14 protein-coding genes and 1 riboswitch are annotated in these 13,866 nt (G+C 71.3%); of the genes, 1 reads left to right on the top strand and 13 read right to left on the bottom strand.

Annotation, left to right across the window (positions count from 1 at the left end):
* Nucleotides 1-61 precede the first annotated feature (61 nt).
* Nucleotides 62-1,492, bottom strand: a complete 1,431-nt coding sequence (locus LB823_RS20535; RefSeq protein WP_224650859.1) for a fatty acid desaturase — start codon at nucleotides 1,490-1,492, stop codon at nucleotides 62-64.
* 457 nt (nucleotides 1,493-1,949) lie between these two features.
* Between LB823_RS20535 and LB823_RS20530 the strand changes: the two genes are divergently transcribed.
* Complete coding sequence (locus tag LB823_RS20530; RefSeq protein WP_224650856.1) at nucleotides 1,950-2,771, top strand: LppX_LprAFG lipoprotein; 822 nt, start codon at nucleotides 1,950-1,952, stop codon at nucleotides 2,769-2,771.
* 85 nt (nucleotides 2,772-2,856) lie between these two features.
* Here LB823_RS20530 and LB823_RS20525 read toward each other — a convergent pair whose 3' ends face one another.
* The 12 genes from LB823_RS20525 to LB823_RS20470 form a co-directional block, all read right to left on the bottom strand.
* A complete protein-coding gene (locus tag LB823_RS20525) occupies nucleotides 2,857-3,387 on the bottom strand; it encodes a M23 family metallopeptidase (protein ID WP_224650854.1) in 531 nt (176 codons plus the stop codon).
* A 98-nt stretch (nucleotides 3,388-3,485) separates the two neighbouring features.
* On the bottom strand, nucleotides 3,486-4,484 hold the full coding sequence (locus LB823_RS20520; protein WP_224650852.1) for an ABC transporter substrate-binding protein: 999 nt from the start codon (nucleotides 4,482-4,484) through the stop codon (nucleotides 3,486-3,488).
* Nucleotide 4,485: 1 nt separating this feature from the next.
* A complete protein-coding gene (locus LB823_RS20515; protein ID WP_224650850.1) occupies nucleotides 4,486-5,262 on the bottom strand; it encodes an ABC transporter ATP-binding protein in 777 nt (258 codons plus the stop codon).
* Nucleotides 5,262-6,233 carry an iron ABC transporter permease gene (locus tag LB823_RS20510; protein WP_224650858.1) on the bottom strand — a complete coding sequence of 324 codons (972 nt, stop codon included), beginning with the start codon at nucleotides 6,231-6,233 and terminating at the stop codon, nucleotides 5,262-5,264. Before LB823_RS20510 ends, LB823_RS20515 begins: the two co-directional genes overlap by 1 nt.
* 104 nt (nucleotides 6,234-6,337) lie before the next feature.
* Nucleotides 6,338-6,475, bottom strand: a riboswitch (cobalamin riboswitch).
* Complete coding sequence (locus tag LB823_RS20505; RefSeq protein ID WP_224650847.1) at nucleotides 6,475-7,392, bottom strand: 3-methyladenine DNA glycosylase; 918 nt, start codon at nucleotides 7,390-7,392, stop codon at nucleotides 6,475-6,477. Its footprint overlaps the riboswitch before it by 1 nt.
* On the bottom strand, nucleotides 7,389-8,462 hold the full coding sequence (locus LB823_RS20500) for a hemolysin family protein (protein ID WP_224650844.1): 1,074 nt from the start codon (nucleotides 8,460-8,462) through the stop codon (nucleotides 7,389-7,391). The genes LB823_RS20505 and LB823_RS20500 overlap by 4 nt, the downstream gene beginning before the upstream one ends.
* Nucleotides 8,455-9,798, bottom strand: coding sequence for a hemolysin family protein (locus LB823_RS20495; RefSeq protein ID WP_224650842.1), 1,344 nt, complete (start codon nucleotides 9,796-9,798; stop codon nucleotides 8,455-8,457). Before LB823_RS20495 ends, LB823_RS20500 begins: the two co-directional genes overlap by 8 nt.
* Before the next feature lie 137 nt (nucleotides 9,799-9,935).
* The gene (locus LB823_RS20490) at nucleotides 9,936-11,375 is read right to left on the bottom strand and encodes a GuaB1 family IMP dehydrogenase-related protein (protein WP_224650840.1); all 1,440 of its coding nucleotides are present in this window, start codon (nucleotides 11,373-11,375) and stop codon (nucleotides 9,936-9,938) included.
* A gap of 46 nt (nucleotides 11,376-11,421) precedes the next feature.
* On the bottom strand, nucleotides 11,422-11,925 hold the full coding sequence (locus LB823_RS20485) for an NINE protein (protein WP_224650837.1): 504 nt from the start codon (nucleotides 11,923-11,925) through the stop codon (nucleotides 11,422-11,424).
* Nucleotides 11,926-11,972: 47 nt separating this feature from the next.
* Nucleotides 11,973-12,914: a M56 family metallopeptidase gene (locus tag LB823_RS20480; protein ID WP_224650835.1), complete on the bottom strand. Its 942-nt coding sequence runs from the start codon at nucleotides 12,912-12,914 to the stop codon at nucleotides 11,973-11,975.
* Nucleotides 12,915-12,935: 21 nt separating this feature from the next.
* Nucleotides 12,936-13,322, bottom strand: coding sequence for a BlaI/MecI/CopY family transcriptional regulator (locus tag LB823_RS20475; protein ID WP_224650832.1), 387 nt, complete (start codon nucleotides 13,320-13,322; stop codon nucleotides 12,936-12,938).
* Between the two features lie 287 nt (nucleotides 13,323-13,609).
* Entirely contained in the window at nucleotides 13,610-13,843 is a 234-nt protein-coding gene (locus LB823_RS20470; protein ID WP_224650819.1) for a PspC domain-containing protein, read from the bottom strand.
* Nucleotides 13,844-13,866 lie beyond the last annotated feature (23 nt).

Genomic DNA, 13,866 nt, shown 5'->3' with positions numbered 1-13,866 from the left:
CACGGGGGCTGCGACGTCGAGGGCGGGGGTGCCCTGGGGGGTGGCGTTCATGGTCATCTCCTTAAACCGTGCCGATGCCGGTGAAACCCGCGACGACGTACGAACCGGACGTCTTGAGGGCCGCCGGCGAGAAGTGCTCGCGGAAGAAGCCGTGGCCCTGCTCCTGCGCGGGCCGGGCCTTGCTGCCGAGGAAGGTGTTGACCTGGTCGGGCAGGCGGTCGAAGAAGAAGCTGCGCCTGGGCAGCCATTCGACGCCGAACTTGGCGGCCTCCTCGGCCATCAGTTCCTCGGTCGCGATGTTGGCGAAGCCGCTGCGCTGGTAGGGCAGGACGTGGTGCACGCGGTGGCTGGACAGGCCGGCCGAGAGGAAGCAGTCGACGTACCGGTTGCCCGAGATCCACAGGTCGTAGGCCTGGTTGAGCTGGTTGACCGCCCAGTCCTCGGTCTCGACCTCGGGGAGGTCGTCGACGTCCGTCTCGAAGTCGTGGCTCGCGACCACCAGGAAGGTGCTCACCCACAGCACGGCGACGAACTGCGCCACCCAGGCCCACACGTCGCCGAGGAACAGGAACAGCAGGAACTCGCCGATGAGCAGCGCGCGCATCGCGAAGGCGCCGATGAAGTGGGGGAGCGCCCCGCGCAGCGAGCCGTACATGTCGGCGACCCCCACCTGGCGGGTGAGCTTGACGATCTCGAACAGCCGCATCGTCATGCCCGTCGCGGTGTGCCCGAACTTGTGCAGCGTGTGGATCGGGATCCGGTACCAGCGCGGGATGTCCATCATCATGGTGAAGACGTTCTTCTTGATGTCCACCTCGCTCTGCGTGTGCGGGTGGTGCAGCAGCGCGTGCCCGTCGGCCGTCACGAACGACAGTGCGACGTAGTTGATGTCGAAGGCGTTGACCAGCACCTTCGTCGCGCCCTTCTGCTTGCGATGGATCGCGTAGTGGCCGAAACCCGCCAGCGAGCTGCGGAGGACGACCATGAGCAGCACGAACAGCCAGATCGGCATCCACGACGGGACGCCCAGGCGGGTGGCGATGACCACGACGTAGGCGACGGCCAGCGCCGCCGCGACGACGTTGAACCAGCGGTCCATGCGCTGCACGCGCGCCTTCATCGCCGGGTCGCGCAGCCGCGCCTTCACGGCGTGCAGCAGATCCGTCGGATCGTCGAACCGGTAGCGCGGGGTGTCGCGCCAACTGTCGAATCCGTCCTTGAAGAGGAAGGCCGGCGCATTGTTCTTGGGATGGACGTCCTCGACGCGGGCATCGCGATCGAGGGCGAACCGTTCCAGCATCTTCTCGACCTTTTCGGGATTCGCGTGATACGAACCGATGATCGACGTGATGTCACGATTCTTGGAGCGGCCGATGAAGAATTCCCCGCCCGGATGCTTGTTGATCCATTCCGAGAGATCGTAGGCGCGGCCCTTGTAGACCCACACGTTCGACAACTGCGGCCCGCCGCCGGGGCCGGGTTCACGCCCCAGATCGCGGGGTCCGGGGTCGCCGCTCTCGGTATCGAAATCGCGGCCGCGGGGGCCGGCGGGGCGACGCCCGGGATCGCGCTCGTCGGAGCCGGAAGCGCCGTCGTGACCTGCGCCGCCTCCGCGCCCCGGGTCGGTGCCGCGCTCGAGATCGCGGGGGCCGGGGTCGGCCGCGCCGCGCTCGGACGGCGCCGGTGGCGGGGTGGAATTGATCGACACTTCTGGTTCCTCCTGAACACTGCCGGATCCGGCGGTTGTGTAGACCTTCTCCGGTCACGCTAATGGATCGCTGAAGGTGCGCTTGCCGCTACCGCCCAGTGTCCGATTTGCCCGGAAATCGCGCAGAAGAATGCTTCGATCGACTCCGGAATTCATGCATACTTCATCGTGAGGGCGGGGCTTCCGCCCTTTCATTCGGCCCCGGGCGGTTCCGCCCGGACAGATTCCAGGGGGGAACCCTATGAACCTCAAGGCATCGCGGGCGGCTGTAGCGCTGCTCGCCGCCGGCGCACTGGTACTCACCGGTTGTGCGGACAAGAAGACCGACGACGGCGGCACCACGACCGCCACCGCCGCGGCCGCGAGCGGCGCCTCGGGCTCGCCGACGGCCGCACCCTCGGTCGACGCGAGCGGCCTGCCGACCGTCCAGATCGTGCAGGACGCGGCCCTGGCCACCCGGGAGACCTACTCGGAGCACCTGACGCTCGCCGTCGACAAGGGGATCCAGGGCCTGCCCGTCACCAGCGTCACCGGCGACATCATCTCCTTCAAGGACACCAAGCGCGTGGCCGCGCAGGGCGACGCCAACGTCCGCGTCCAGGACAACTACGTGCAGACGAAGTTCGTCGTGATCGACGGCGTGATGTACGCCAACCTCGGCGGCGCGAAGTACCAGCCGATGGGCAAGACCGGTGAGAAGGGCGTCTACGACCCGGCGATCATCCTCGACCTGGAGAAGGGGCTCGCCAAGATCCTCGACTCCGTGCAGAACCCGAAGGTCGACGGCAAGGACACCGCGAACGGCCTCAAGACCGTCAAGGTCACCGGCACCGTCGCCACGCAGGTCCTCGACCCGCTGCTGCCGCAGATCACCGACATCGCCACCCGCGGCAACGCCGGCACCACGCTGCCCATCACGCTGTGGATCGTCTTCGATCCGTCGGCGAACCCGCAGCCCAAGCCGAACGTCACGCGGATGGAGGTCAAGCTGAAGGAACTGCCCATCACGCTGAACCTCACCGAGTTCGGCAAGGACGTGAAGATCACCAAGCCGGCCACCTAGGCCGACACGCACGGGCAACGGCCCGTCGGACCATTCGGGGGGATGGTCCGACGGGCCGTCGTCGTTCGTCGGGTCGTTCTGCCGGTCAGGGCCAGAGGTTCGGGTTGAGATCCGATCCGTAGCCGCCGTAGCGCGGACGGCGCTCCAGGTGCAGGTGCGGTCCCCGGGTGTTCCCGGTGTCGCCCGAGTACCCGATCAGCTGGTTGGTCGCGACCTTCTGGCCGTCGCTCACGACCCGCCGCGACAGGTGGCAGTAGCCCCAGTCCGATCCGTCGACGTCGTCGTTGATCAGGATCATCGTCCCGTACGCCGCGCCCCAGTTCGCCCGTCCCGTGCGGACATCGCCGCCGATGGTCGCGTACACGGGCGTGCCGATGGGACAGCCGATGTCGACCCCGGTGTGGTAACCCGCCTCCCAGGAGCCGGGCTGTCGCCACTGAGCGGTGATCGGGTGCGCGGTCGCGTTCCGGATGGGCCGCACGTAGGTCGCGGCGTTCGCCGCCGGCGCGACCACGGACCCGGCCGCGGCCGCCGCGGCGGTGAGTCCGGCGACGGCCGCGCCGCCGATGAGCAGACGACGCCGGCTGAGCTGTGCTGATTCGTGGTGAGCTGTCATGACTCTTCTCCCTGAAAGTGCATGAGCGGGGCATGAACGTGAGCATGGCTCACGTTCAGCGCGAGTATGTCATCGCACACGGGTACGCGCTGGGCGAATCAGAAGCCCTTGGAACGGAGGTACGCGCCCAAAGTCTCGACGCTGCCCGGCGTGCGCGGGCCCTCGACCCAGCCCGCGTACGGGATCACGACGACGTTGCCCTCGCGGACGGCGGTGGTGTTCGCCATCAGCGGCTGCGAGCGCAGCTGCGCGATCTTCGCGTCCGGGGTGTTCTCCGGGCCGACGCCGTAGTCGACGATCGCGATCACCTCCGGGTCGCGCTGCGCCGCCGCCTCCCAGGACGCCGTCGTCCACGAGTCGTCGAGGTCGGCGAAGACGTTCTCGCCGCCCGCGTTCTCGATGATCGCCTGCGGGGTGCCGGTGCGGCCCGAGGTGAACGGGTCCGGGGAGGCGCTGTCGAACAGGAAGACCCGCGCCTTCTTCCCCGCCGGCGCGGAGGTCCGGACCTCATCGATCCGGGCGCGGTACTCGGCGACCAGCTTCTCCGCGCGCTCCGGCACTCCGAACAGGGTCCCGAGGTTCGTCAGGTCCGCGAACAGCGCGTCGAGCGGCGGCATGATGCCCCGCTTCGTGCTCCCGGCCTGGCGGCAGGCCTCGGTGAGCTGGTACGGCACGGCGCCGATCTCGCGGATCCAGTCCGGCGTCACGCCGGTGGTCTCCTTGAAGCCGTAGTTCCAGCCCGCGAAGACGAAGTCGGGCCGGGCCGCCTGGATCGTCTCGCGGGTGAAGGCGGTGCCCAGGCTGGGGGCACGATCGAAGTCGGCCTTCCACGGCGAGGTGTTGTAGTCGACGTGCTTGCCGTCGTAGGTCGTGTACCCGACGATGCGGTCGGTCAGGCCCAGCGCGAACAGGATCTCCGCGGTGCCGGTGTCGTTGACCACCACTCGGCTGGGCGGGCCCGGCACCGTCAGGGGCGCACCGCAGTTGGTGACGGTGGCGGGCCGTCCCGAGGACGCCGACGGCGCCGCCTCCTCGACGGTCGCGCCGCAGCCGGTGAGCAGGACGCCCGCGAGCAGCACCAGGGGGAGTCGTTTCATGTCAGGTCCCTTCCGTCAGACCACTGTCGAAGATCACCTGGGGCACGCCCAGGCGGGGGTGGGGCAACACGTGCGCCCCGATGTCGAAGTACCGCCGGAGCGTTTTCGGCGTGAGGATCTCCGCCGGGGTGCCGGAGCAGGCCAGCGCACCCTCGGACAGCACGTACAGGAGGTCGCAGTACTGCGCCGCGAGATTGAGGTCGTGCAGCACCGCGATCACGGTGACGCCCAGGTCGCGGGCGGCGCTGAGCACCGCGAACTGGTGCCGCACGTCGAGGTGGTTGGTGGGCTCGTCGAGCACCAGCACCCGCGGCTCCTGCGCGAAGGCCCGCGCGATGAGCACCCGCTGCGCCTCGCCGCCCGAGAGCGTGCCGAAGTCCCGCCGGGCCAGGTCCGCGGCGCCGGCGGCGGCGAGCGCACCGTCGACCGCCCGACGGTGCGCGGCGAGCGGGACGCCCCGGCGGCGGTGCGGCAGGCGACCGGTCTCCACGATCTCGCGCGCGGTGAAGCCGATGTCGAACGGGGCGTGCTGCATCACGGCCGCGACCTGCCGCGCATTCTCCCCGAGGCTGATCGCCGTGACGTCCCGCCCGTCGACGGTGACGGTGCCCGTCGCCGGTCGCAGCGCGCGGTAGGCGCACCGGAGCAGGGTGGACTTGCCGCTGCCGTTGGGGCCCACGACGCCGATGAACTCGCCGGATTCCGCCGTGAGGCTGAGGTTCTCGACGATGCGCCGTCCGCCCAGCTCGACGGAGACGTCGCTGTACTCGACCCGCATCACGCGCTCCCCACGGACCTGCGGCGCATGAGCGCGATGAACAGGGGCACGCCGACGGCGGCGGTGATCGCGCCGAGCGGCAGCTCCTGCGGTGGCGCGACGGTGCGGGCCGCGATGTCGGCGAGCACGAGGAAGACCGCCCCGAGCGCGGGCGCGATGACCAGGACCCGGCGGTGGTCGGCGCCCACCAGCAGCCGGGCGACGTGCGGCACCACGAGCCCGACGAAGCCGATGGCGCCGCAGACGGAGACGATGATCCCGGTCATCGCCGCGGTGAGCACGAACAGCGCCGAGCGGTAGCCGGAGGCCGAGAGCCCGACGGAGATCGCGACCTCGTCGCCGAGGGCGAGCGCGTTGAGCTTGCGCGCGCCGTACCGCAGCGTCACCAGCCCGATCGCGACCGTGACCGCCAGCAGCGCGGTGGTGCGCCAGGTCGAGGGGGAGAGGCTGCCGAACAGCCAGAACATGACGGTGCGGGCCGCGTCGCCGCGCGGGGCGAGGAAGACCAGCACCGTGGTCACCGCCGAGAAGCCGTACGCGAGGGCGGTTCCGGTGAGGACGAGCCGCAGCGGCGTGAGGCCGCCGCCGCGGTACGCGATGAGGTAGACCAGCGCCGTCGCACCGAGCGCGCCCAGGAAGGCGGCCGTAGGGAGCGCGTACAGGCCGAGCGTGCCGAAGACGCCGAACAGGGCCACCGTCGTCGCGCCGACCGACGCGCCGGAGGAGATCCCGAGTACGTACGGGTCGGCGAGGGCGTTGCGCACCATCGCCTGGACCGCGACGCCGATCGCGCTGAGCCCCGCGCCCACGATCGCGGCGCTGAGTACCCGGGGGATCCGCGAATCCGCGACGATCCGGTAGTGCGTGGCGTGCTCGGCGTCGATGACGCCGCCGGTGAGAAAGGCCCAGACATAGCGGGTCGAGTCCTGCCAAGGGATGCGCACGGTGCCCAGCAGCACGCCCAGCCACATCGCGGCGATCAGCGCGATCAGCAAGCAGGCCAACAGCACTGCCACACGGCGCGACGAGACCACTCGCACTCCGCGACTCCCCTCGGGTCGGTGAGCACCGCCCGGCTCCGGGCGGTCGCGAGGGCAGGTATCGGGCTCGCACGCGCTGGGCGTGTCACCGTTGCGGGGCAGCCCCGGTTTCGCACCGGGTTCCCTCTTGCGCCGTGGGCTCGCGCCCACGGACCGTCGCTGGAACGGAAGTCTAGGCGGGCGATGCGGGCATATCGGCGGCGGGCTGCTCACCGGGCCGCTCACCGGGCCGCTCTGCGGGCCAGGCGCGGACCACGGCGAGCAGGCGCTCGCGGATCGGGGTGGCGCGCTCGGCCAGCGCGGCCTGCTGCCGCACGTACTCGCGCCGGCCCTCGGCCGTCTCGATCGCGATGGGCTCGAAGCCGTAGGCCGTCAGGTCGTACGGGCTCGCCCGCATGTCCAGTTCCCGGGCGTCCCGGGCCAGGTCGAACGCGTCGGCCACCAGGTCCGACGGTGCGCCGGGCGTCAGCTTGAAGGCCCACTTGTAGAGGTCCATGCCGGCGTGCAGGCAGCCGGGCTGCTCCGAGCCGACCTGGGTCTCCCGCGTGAGCTCGACCGCGTTGCGGGGCGCCGCGTCGGGGGTGAAGAAGCGGAAGGCGTCGTAGTGGGTGCACGTCAGCTGGCCCGCGCGGACCACGTCGTCCGTGCCCGCCGGGCCCAGGCGCAGCGGCACCGGGTGTCGCGCCTGGTCGGCCTCGCGGAAGACCATCGCCCACTCGTGCAGGCCGAAGCAGCCGAACACGGGCCGGCGCGCGGCCGTGGCCTCCAGGAGCCGGGCCACGTAGGCGGCGGTGCCCGCGCGGTTGGCCAGCGTCGCCGGGTCCGGCCGGACCCGGGTGCCCTCGACGAGGTAGCCGCGCGCGCCGCTGAATTCGTCCGCCGCCCGCGGGCCGTCGAGCTCGGTCCCGAGGCCCGGGTGCCAGCGCAGCAGGTGCGCGGGGCGGTGCCCGTAGTACGTGAACAGGAAGTCCCAGACGGGGTGCTTCTCGCCGCGGGCGGCCCGGCGGCGATGCGCCTCGACGAAGGGCTCCAGCCGGGCGCGGTGGTCCGCCGCGCGGGCCTCCCACTCGGCGTCGCTGAGCACCGTCACACCCGGTGGGTCCCGTCGCGCACGGTGCCGACGAACTCCTCGACCACGTCCTCCAGCGCCACGATGCCGATGGTCCGGCCGTGGTCGTCGGCGACGGCGGCGAGGTGGCCGCCGAGGCGGCGCAGGTCACCCGCGGCCTGATCCAGCGACAGGCTCCCGTCGACCACCGGCAGCGGGCGGATGCGGCTCGCGCCGATCACCGACTCGGGGCCGACGGCGGCGTCCATGATGTCGGGGAGCACGTCCTTGACGTGCAGGTAGCCCGTGAACGCGCCGGCGCTGCTGCGCACCGGGTAGCGGGAGTAGCCGGTCTCGGCGACGGCGGACTCGATGTCGCCGAGCGTCGGGCCCCAGGCGCCGTTGGCGCTCTGGACGGCCTGCAGCCCGCGGATCTCGGTCAGGGGGATCGCCACGTCGGCGACCGTGCGACGTGAGGTCTGCAGCGCGCGGGTCAGCCGCACCCGCTCCTCGGCGTCGATGAGGCCCTCGTCGTGCGACTCGGCGATGAGCACGCCCAGCTCGCCGGCGGAGACGGTGCTGTCCAACTCGTCGCGCGGCTCCACGCCGCCCGCGCGCAGCACGAGCGTCGCCATCCAGTTGTAGACCGCGATCAGCGGCCGCACCAGGCGGACGAAGGCGACGTGCGGCGGCACGAGCAGCATGGCCGCGGCCTCCGGGCCCGCGAGCGCGATGTTCTTCGGCACCATCTCGCCGAGCAGGATGTGCAGCACCACGACCAGCCCCAGGGAGACGGTGAAGGAGATCGGGTGCAGCAGCGCCTCGGGCACGTTCGCCCAGCCCAGCGGCTTCTCCAGGAGGTGCGCGATGGCCGGCTCGCCGACCTTACCGAGCAGGATCGAGCAGATGGTGATGCCCAGCTGGCAGCCCGCCAGCATGAGCGAGAGGTTCTCCGACGCCTTGATCACGGCCTTCGCGCTCGACCGGCCCTGCTCCACCAGGGCCTCGAGGCGGTCGCGGCGGGCGGCGATGAGGGCGAACTCGGCCGCGACGAAGAAGGCGTTCGCGGCCAGGAGCAGGACGGTCAGGGCGACACCCAGGAGGTCACTCATGGGTCACCTCCACGAGATCGACGCGGCGGCCGTCCATCCGGGCGACGCGGGCCGACCACTGCGGGACCTGCGCCTCGTCGTCGTCGACCGACGGGTGGTTGGGCAGCGGGACGCGGTCGCCGACCGCGGGGATGCGGCCGAGCAGGAACATCACGAGGCCGCCGAGGGTGTCGTAGTCGCCCTCGGGGGCGCGGTACCCGGTGTCGCGCTCCAACTCGTCGATGCGGAGCAGGCCGGCGCAGAGGAAGCCGTCGTCCGTGCGCTGCACGTCGACCGGCTCGTTCGCGTCGTGCTCGTCGCGCACGTCGCCCACGATCTCCTCGATCAGGTCCTCCACGGTGACGATGCCGGCGGAGCCGCCGTACTCGTCGACGACGAGGGCCATCTGCAGGCCGTTGGCGCGCAGCTGGTCCATCAGGGCGTCGCCGTCGAGCGTCGCGGGCACGACGGGGGCGGTCGTCGCGATCTCGGCGACGGTCACCGTCGCGCGACGGTCCGCGGGCACCGTCAGCGCCTGCTTCACGTGCACCAGCCCGATCGTGTCGTCCAGGTCGCCCCGGACCACGGGGAACCGGGAGCGACCGGACTCGATCGACAGCGCCACCAGGTCGGCGACGGTGTCGTCCGCGTCCAGCGAGTGGATCCGCTGCCGCGGGGTCATGAGCTCCTCCGCGGTGAGCTCGCCGAACTCGAGGCTGCGTCCCACGAGCTCGGCGGTCATCTCGTCGATCGCGCCGTGCGCGGCGGAATTGCGCACGAGGGCGCTGAGCTCCTGCGCCGACCGGGCCGAGCTCAACTCCTCCGCGGGCTCGATGCCCAGGCGGCGGACCAGCGCGTTCGCGGAGCGGTTGAGGAAGGAGATCGCGAAGCGGAAGGTCGAGGAGAACAGCGACTGCGCGCCCGCGGTGAGCCGCGCGGTCTGCAGCGGCCGGGCGATCGCGAGGTTCTTCGGCGCCAGCTCGCCCAGCACCATCGACAGCGAGGTCGCGATGACCAGGGCCAGGATCAGGGTGAGCGCCGATGACCAGACCCCGGGCATGCCCGTCCATTCCAGCGCGGGGCGCAGGAACTTCGAGAGCACCGGCTCGGCGAGATAACCCGTGACCAGGGTGGTGATCGTGATGCCGAGCTGGGCGCCGGAGAGCTGGAAGGACAGGGTGCGGTGCGCGTTCTGCACCTGCTTCGACCGGCGGTCCCCGCGGTCGCGGACGTCCGCGTCGATCGTCGACCGCTCCAGCGCGGTCAGCGAGAACTCCGCCGCCACGAAGAGCGCGGTGCCGACGGTGAGCGCGAGGAAGCCGACGACGGCGCCGACCGTGATCAGCGCGCTAGACAACGACCCGCCCCCTCGACCTGGTCACAGCGGTCAGCGCTCGTCGTCGGCGGCGTTTGCCGGGTCTTCGGGACGTCATGGTCCTTCCAGAGGATCGTCGGTGGGATTCACTGCATCCTACCGACGATCCGTCGGGATTCTCACCAACCGCCGGGGAGCGGCCGGCCCTCCGCGAAGCCCGCCGCGCTCTGCACGCCGACGGTGGCCTTCGCGTGGAACTCCGGCACGCTGCGCGCGCCCGCGTAGGTGAAGGAACTGCGCACGCCCGAGGTGATCCGGTCGAGCAGGTCCTCGACGCTGGGCGCCTCGGGATCGACGCGGATCCGCGAGCTGGAGATGCCCTCCTCGAACAGCGACTTGCGGGCGCGGTCGAAGGCGCCCTCGCCGGCGGTGCGCGCGGCGACGGCGCGCTTGGAGGCCATGCCGAAGCTCTCCTTGTAGGCGGAGCCGTCGGTCGCGTACTTCATGTCGCCGGGCGCCTCGTAGGTGCCGGCGAACCACGAGCCGACCATCACGTTGGAGGCGCCGGCGGCCAGCGCCAGCGCGACGTCGCGCGGGTGCCGCACGCCGCCGTCGGCCCAGACGTGGGCGCCCAGCTCGCGGGCGGCCGCGGCGCAGTCGAGCACGGCGCTGAACTGCGGCCGGCCGACGCCCGTCATCATGCGGGTGGTGCACATGGCGCCGGGGCCCACGCCCACCTTGACGATGGTGGCGCCGGCGTTGACCAGGTCGCGGGCGCCGGCCGCGGCGACCACGTTGCCCGCGGCCAGCGGCAGTCCCAGGTCGAGGGCGGCGACGGCCTCGAGCGCGTCGAACATCTTGGCCTGGTGGCCGTGCGCGGTGTCGACGACGAGCACGTCGGCGCCGGCCTCGGCGAGGGCGCGGGCCTTGGCGGCCACGTCGCCGTTGATGCCGACGGCGGCGGCGATGCGGAGCTTGCCGGCACCGTCGACCGCGGGGCTGTAGATGCCCGCGCGGACGGTGCCGGTGCGGGTGAGGACGCCGTGCAGGCGGTCGTCGCCGTCGACGAGGACCGCGAGGTCGGAGTGGTCCTTGTCCAGCAGGTCGAAGACGGCCTCGGGCGCGGTGCCGGCGGCGGCGCACACGAACGACGTGGTCATGACGTCGCGCAGGCGCGCGAAGCGGTCGACGCCCTCGCAGGCCGCGGCGGTGACGAGGCCGACCGGCCGGTTCTCGGCGTCGATGATCACGACGGCGCCGTGGGCGCGCTTGGGCAGCAGCGCCACCGCGTCGCTCACGGAGTCCTCGGCGCTGAGCGTGACCGGGGTGTCGGCCACGAGGTCGCGGCTCTTGACGTACGAGATGGTCTCGGACGCGGCCTGCAGCGGCAGGTCCTGCGGGAGGACGACGATGCCGCCGCGGCGCGCGACGGTCTCCGCCATGCGGCGGCCGGCGACGGCCGTCATGTTGGCGACGACGAGGGGGATCGTGGTGCCGGTCCCGTCGACCGACGCCAGATCGACGTCGAATCGGGAGGTCACGTCCGACCGGTTCGGGACGAGGAAGACGTCGTCGTAGGTCAGGTCGTACTGCGGGCGGCTATCAGGAAGGAACTGCACGTGGAATCATGCTAGCCCACCCGCGGCGATTCCAGAGCATCGATGGCTACGACAGGAGGACGCGCCCCTGCGCGTCACGGACGCTGCCGGTGAGCATCATGATCGCGTCGATCAGCGCCCAGATGCCCCCGGCCATCCAGAACAGCATCGCGATGAGCATGCCGATGCCGAAGGTGAGGAAGCCCAGGAAGAAGAAGAACCAGCCGATGACGTGGATGCCCAGCTGGAGGCCGCCGATCACGCCGTACCCCAGGTAGAACCGGCCGACGCCGAAGCCCCCGAGGAACAGTTGCAGGAGTCCCGCCACGACCTTCGACTTGTCGGAGAGCGGGAGGCCCGTCGCCGGGTCCACGCCGTAGCCGCCTCCCATGGCGTACCCGGGCTGCGGGTATCCGGCCTGCGGATAGCCCGGCTGGCCGTAACCTCCCTGGTACGGCGCGATGCCGTACGGCTGCTGCTGGGCGTACGGGTCGTAGGACGGCTGCGGGTCGTAGCCCTGCTGGGCGTACGGGTTGTACTGCTGGCCGTACGGCTGCTTCGGATCGGTCATGGTGGTCTCCTCGTCTCCCCTGAGGCGCCCAGCGTACCGGCGCGGAATCAGTGCAGGATCAGCCGGGAGAGCTCAGTGAGCCAGGGCACCGCGACGGCGACCGTGGGCACCACCAGGATCAGGCCCGCGAGCAGGTAGACCGAGGCGCTGAACAGGTTGCTTGCCGGGGGCATCGTCAGCCGCTCGACCCGGACGACGGTGCCGGTCGCGCCGACCGCGAGGGCGCCCCGCGGGGCCGGGCTCTGCGCGCAGGTGACCAGGGCGTTGGCGAGGGGGAGCGGCCCGGCGGCGGCGACGGCCTCGTCGTCGGCGAGCAGCTCGACGAGCAACTTCACCGAGTCGAGTGCGGCGGACGAGCGGACGACCTTGGGGAAGGCGTGGTTGACGGCGGTGAAGGCCTCGAGCACCAGGTCGTGCCGGGACCGCAGGTGCGCCCGCTCGTGCGCGATGACGGCGGTGAGCTCCTCGTGGCTGAGCTGGTTGATCGTGCCGACGCTCAGCACGACGCGGTGCCGCAGCCCGGGCAGGCAGTAGGCCAGCGGCTGGTCGACGCCGAGGACGCGCAGGTCGGCGGCGGAGACGGGGTGGTCACCGTCGACCGCCTGGGACAGGATGTCGACGACGGTGCGGTGCCGGGCGCGGCGCCGGCGGGTGCGGATCGCGAGCCGGACGGTGGAGGTGATGAGCCGGGCGCCGATCAGCAGGGTGAGCGCGAAGGCGACCACTGCGACGATCCACGGGATGAGGCCGAGCTGGCGGATCTCGTCGATCGGGTTGGTGGTGGGCCGGCCGTCGGCGCCGGGGACCAGCAGGCGGCTGGCGATCACCAGACCGGCGCTGAAGGCGGAGAGCACCGCGGCGAGGGCGATCGCCTGCCACAGCACGAGCGCGGCGCGCGGGGCGCGCAGCGGCCAGGAGGCGCGGGAGAGCCACGCGGGCACCGGCCCCGCGAGCAGCAGGGCCAGCGCTCCGAAGATGAAGGCCGCCATGAGGACGAGCCTACTGGTTGATCAGGGCTCGGCGCGACGACCGGCGTCGCCGGCCTCGAGCTTGGCGAGCGCGCGGCGCAGCGCCTGCGCCTCGTCGGCACCCACGCGCTCGACGAAGTGCACGAGCGCGGCCTCCCGCGAGCTCTCGGCCTGGTTCAGCGCGTCGAACATCAGGTCGGCGACGAGCTCCTCGCGGCCGAAGCTCGCGGCGTAGCGATGGGCCCGGTCCGTGCGGATCTGGCTCACCAGCTTCTTCTTCGCGAGACGCTGCAGCACAGTCATCACCGTCGTGTACGCGAGTTCGCGGTCAGCGGCGAGCGACTCGTGCACCTGTCGCACGGTCTGCGGTTCAGTGGACGCCCAGAGATGGTCCATGACCGCGCGTTCGAGATCTCCCAATGCCGCCATTGCTCCGATTCTACTCGGCATGGCCCGCATCGCTACGACGGCCTGTCGTAATCCACGCCACACTCATTAGGGCTTGCTTAGTTAGGGGAGCCTGCCCTAGAGTAGGTCTCGTCGCCGAGAGCGACACCGAAACCACATCGGACCGTGACGCGAACTGAGGGCTGCAGTAATCCGCCGGTCTGTGCCACGGCGGGTCCGGGGGATGGCTGAGCCCCCGGACCCGCCGACTTCTTTCCCCGCGTCGTGAAGTCTCCGACGCGGACGTGCCCCTCGCCGCCGAGCGCGGATCAATCCTTGGGCATCACGAGCCAGAGCAGCAGGTACAGCAGGAACTGCGGGCCGGGCAACAGGCACGACACCACGAAGAGCACGCGGACCAGGGTCGCGTCGATGCCGAAGTAGCGAGCGATGCCGGCGCACACGCCGCCGATCCAGTTGTTCTGGACGTCGCGGGCGAACCGCTTCTGCGGCGGCGCCGGAGGGAAGTAGGGATTGGGGGCGAAGGGATCGTTCTCGGTCATGACTCCACAGTGCCGGGCGGCGG

The sequence above is a fragment of the Tsukamurella sp. M9C genome (genome assembly GCF_020169415.1).
Lineage (GTDB): Bacteria > Actinomycetota > Actinomycetes > Mycobacteriales > Mycobacteriaceae > Tsukamurella.
Note: the sequence above shows the minus strand (reverse complement) of the source record. Positions and strands in the feature narration are given on the sequence as shown.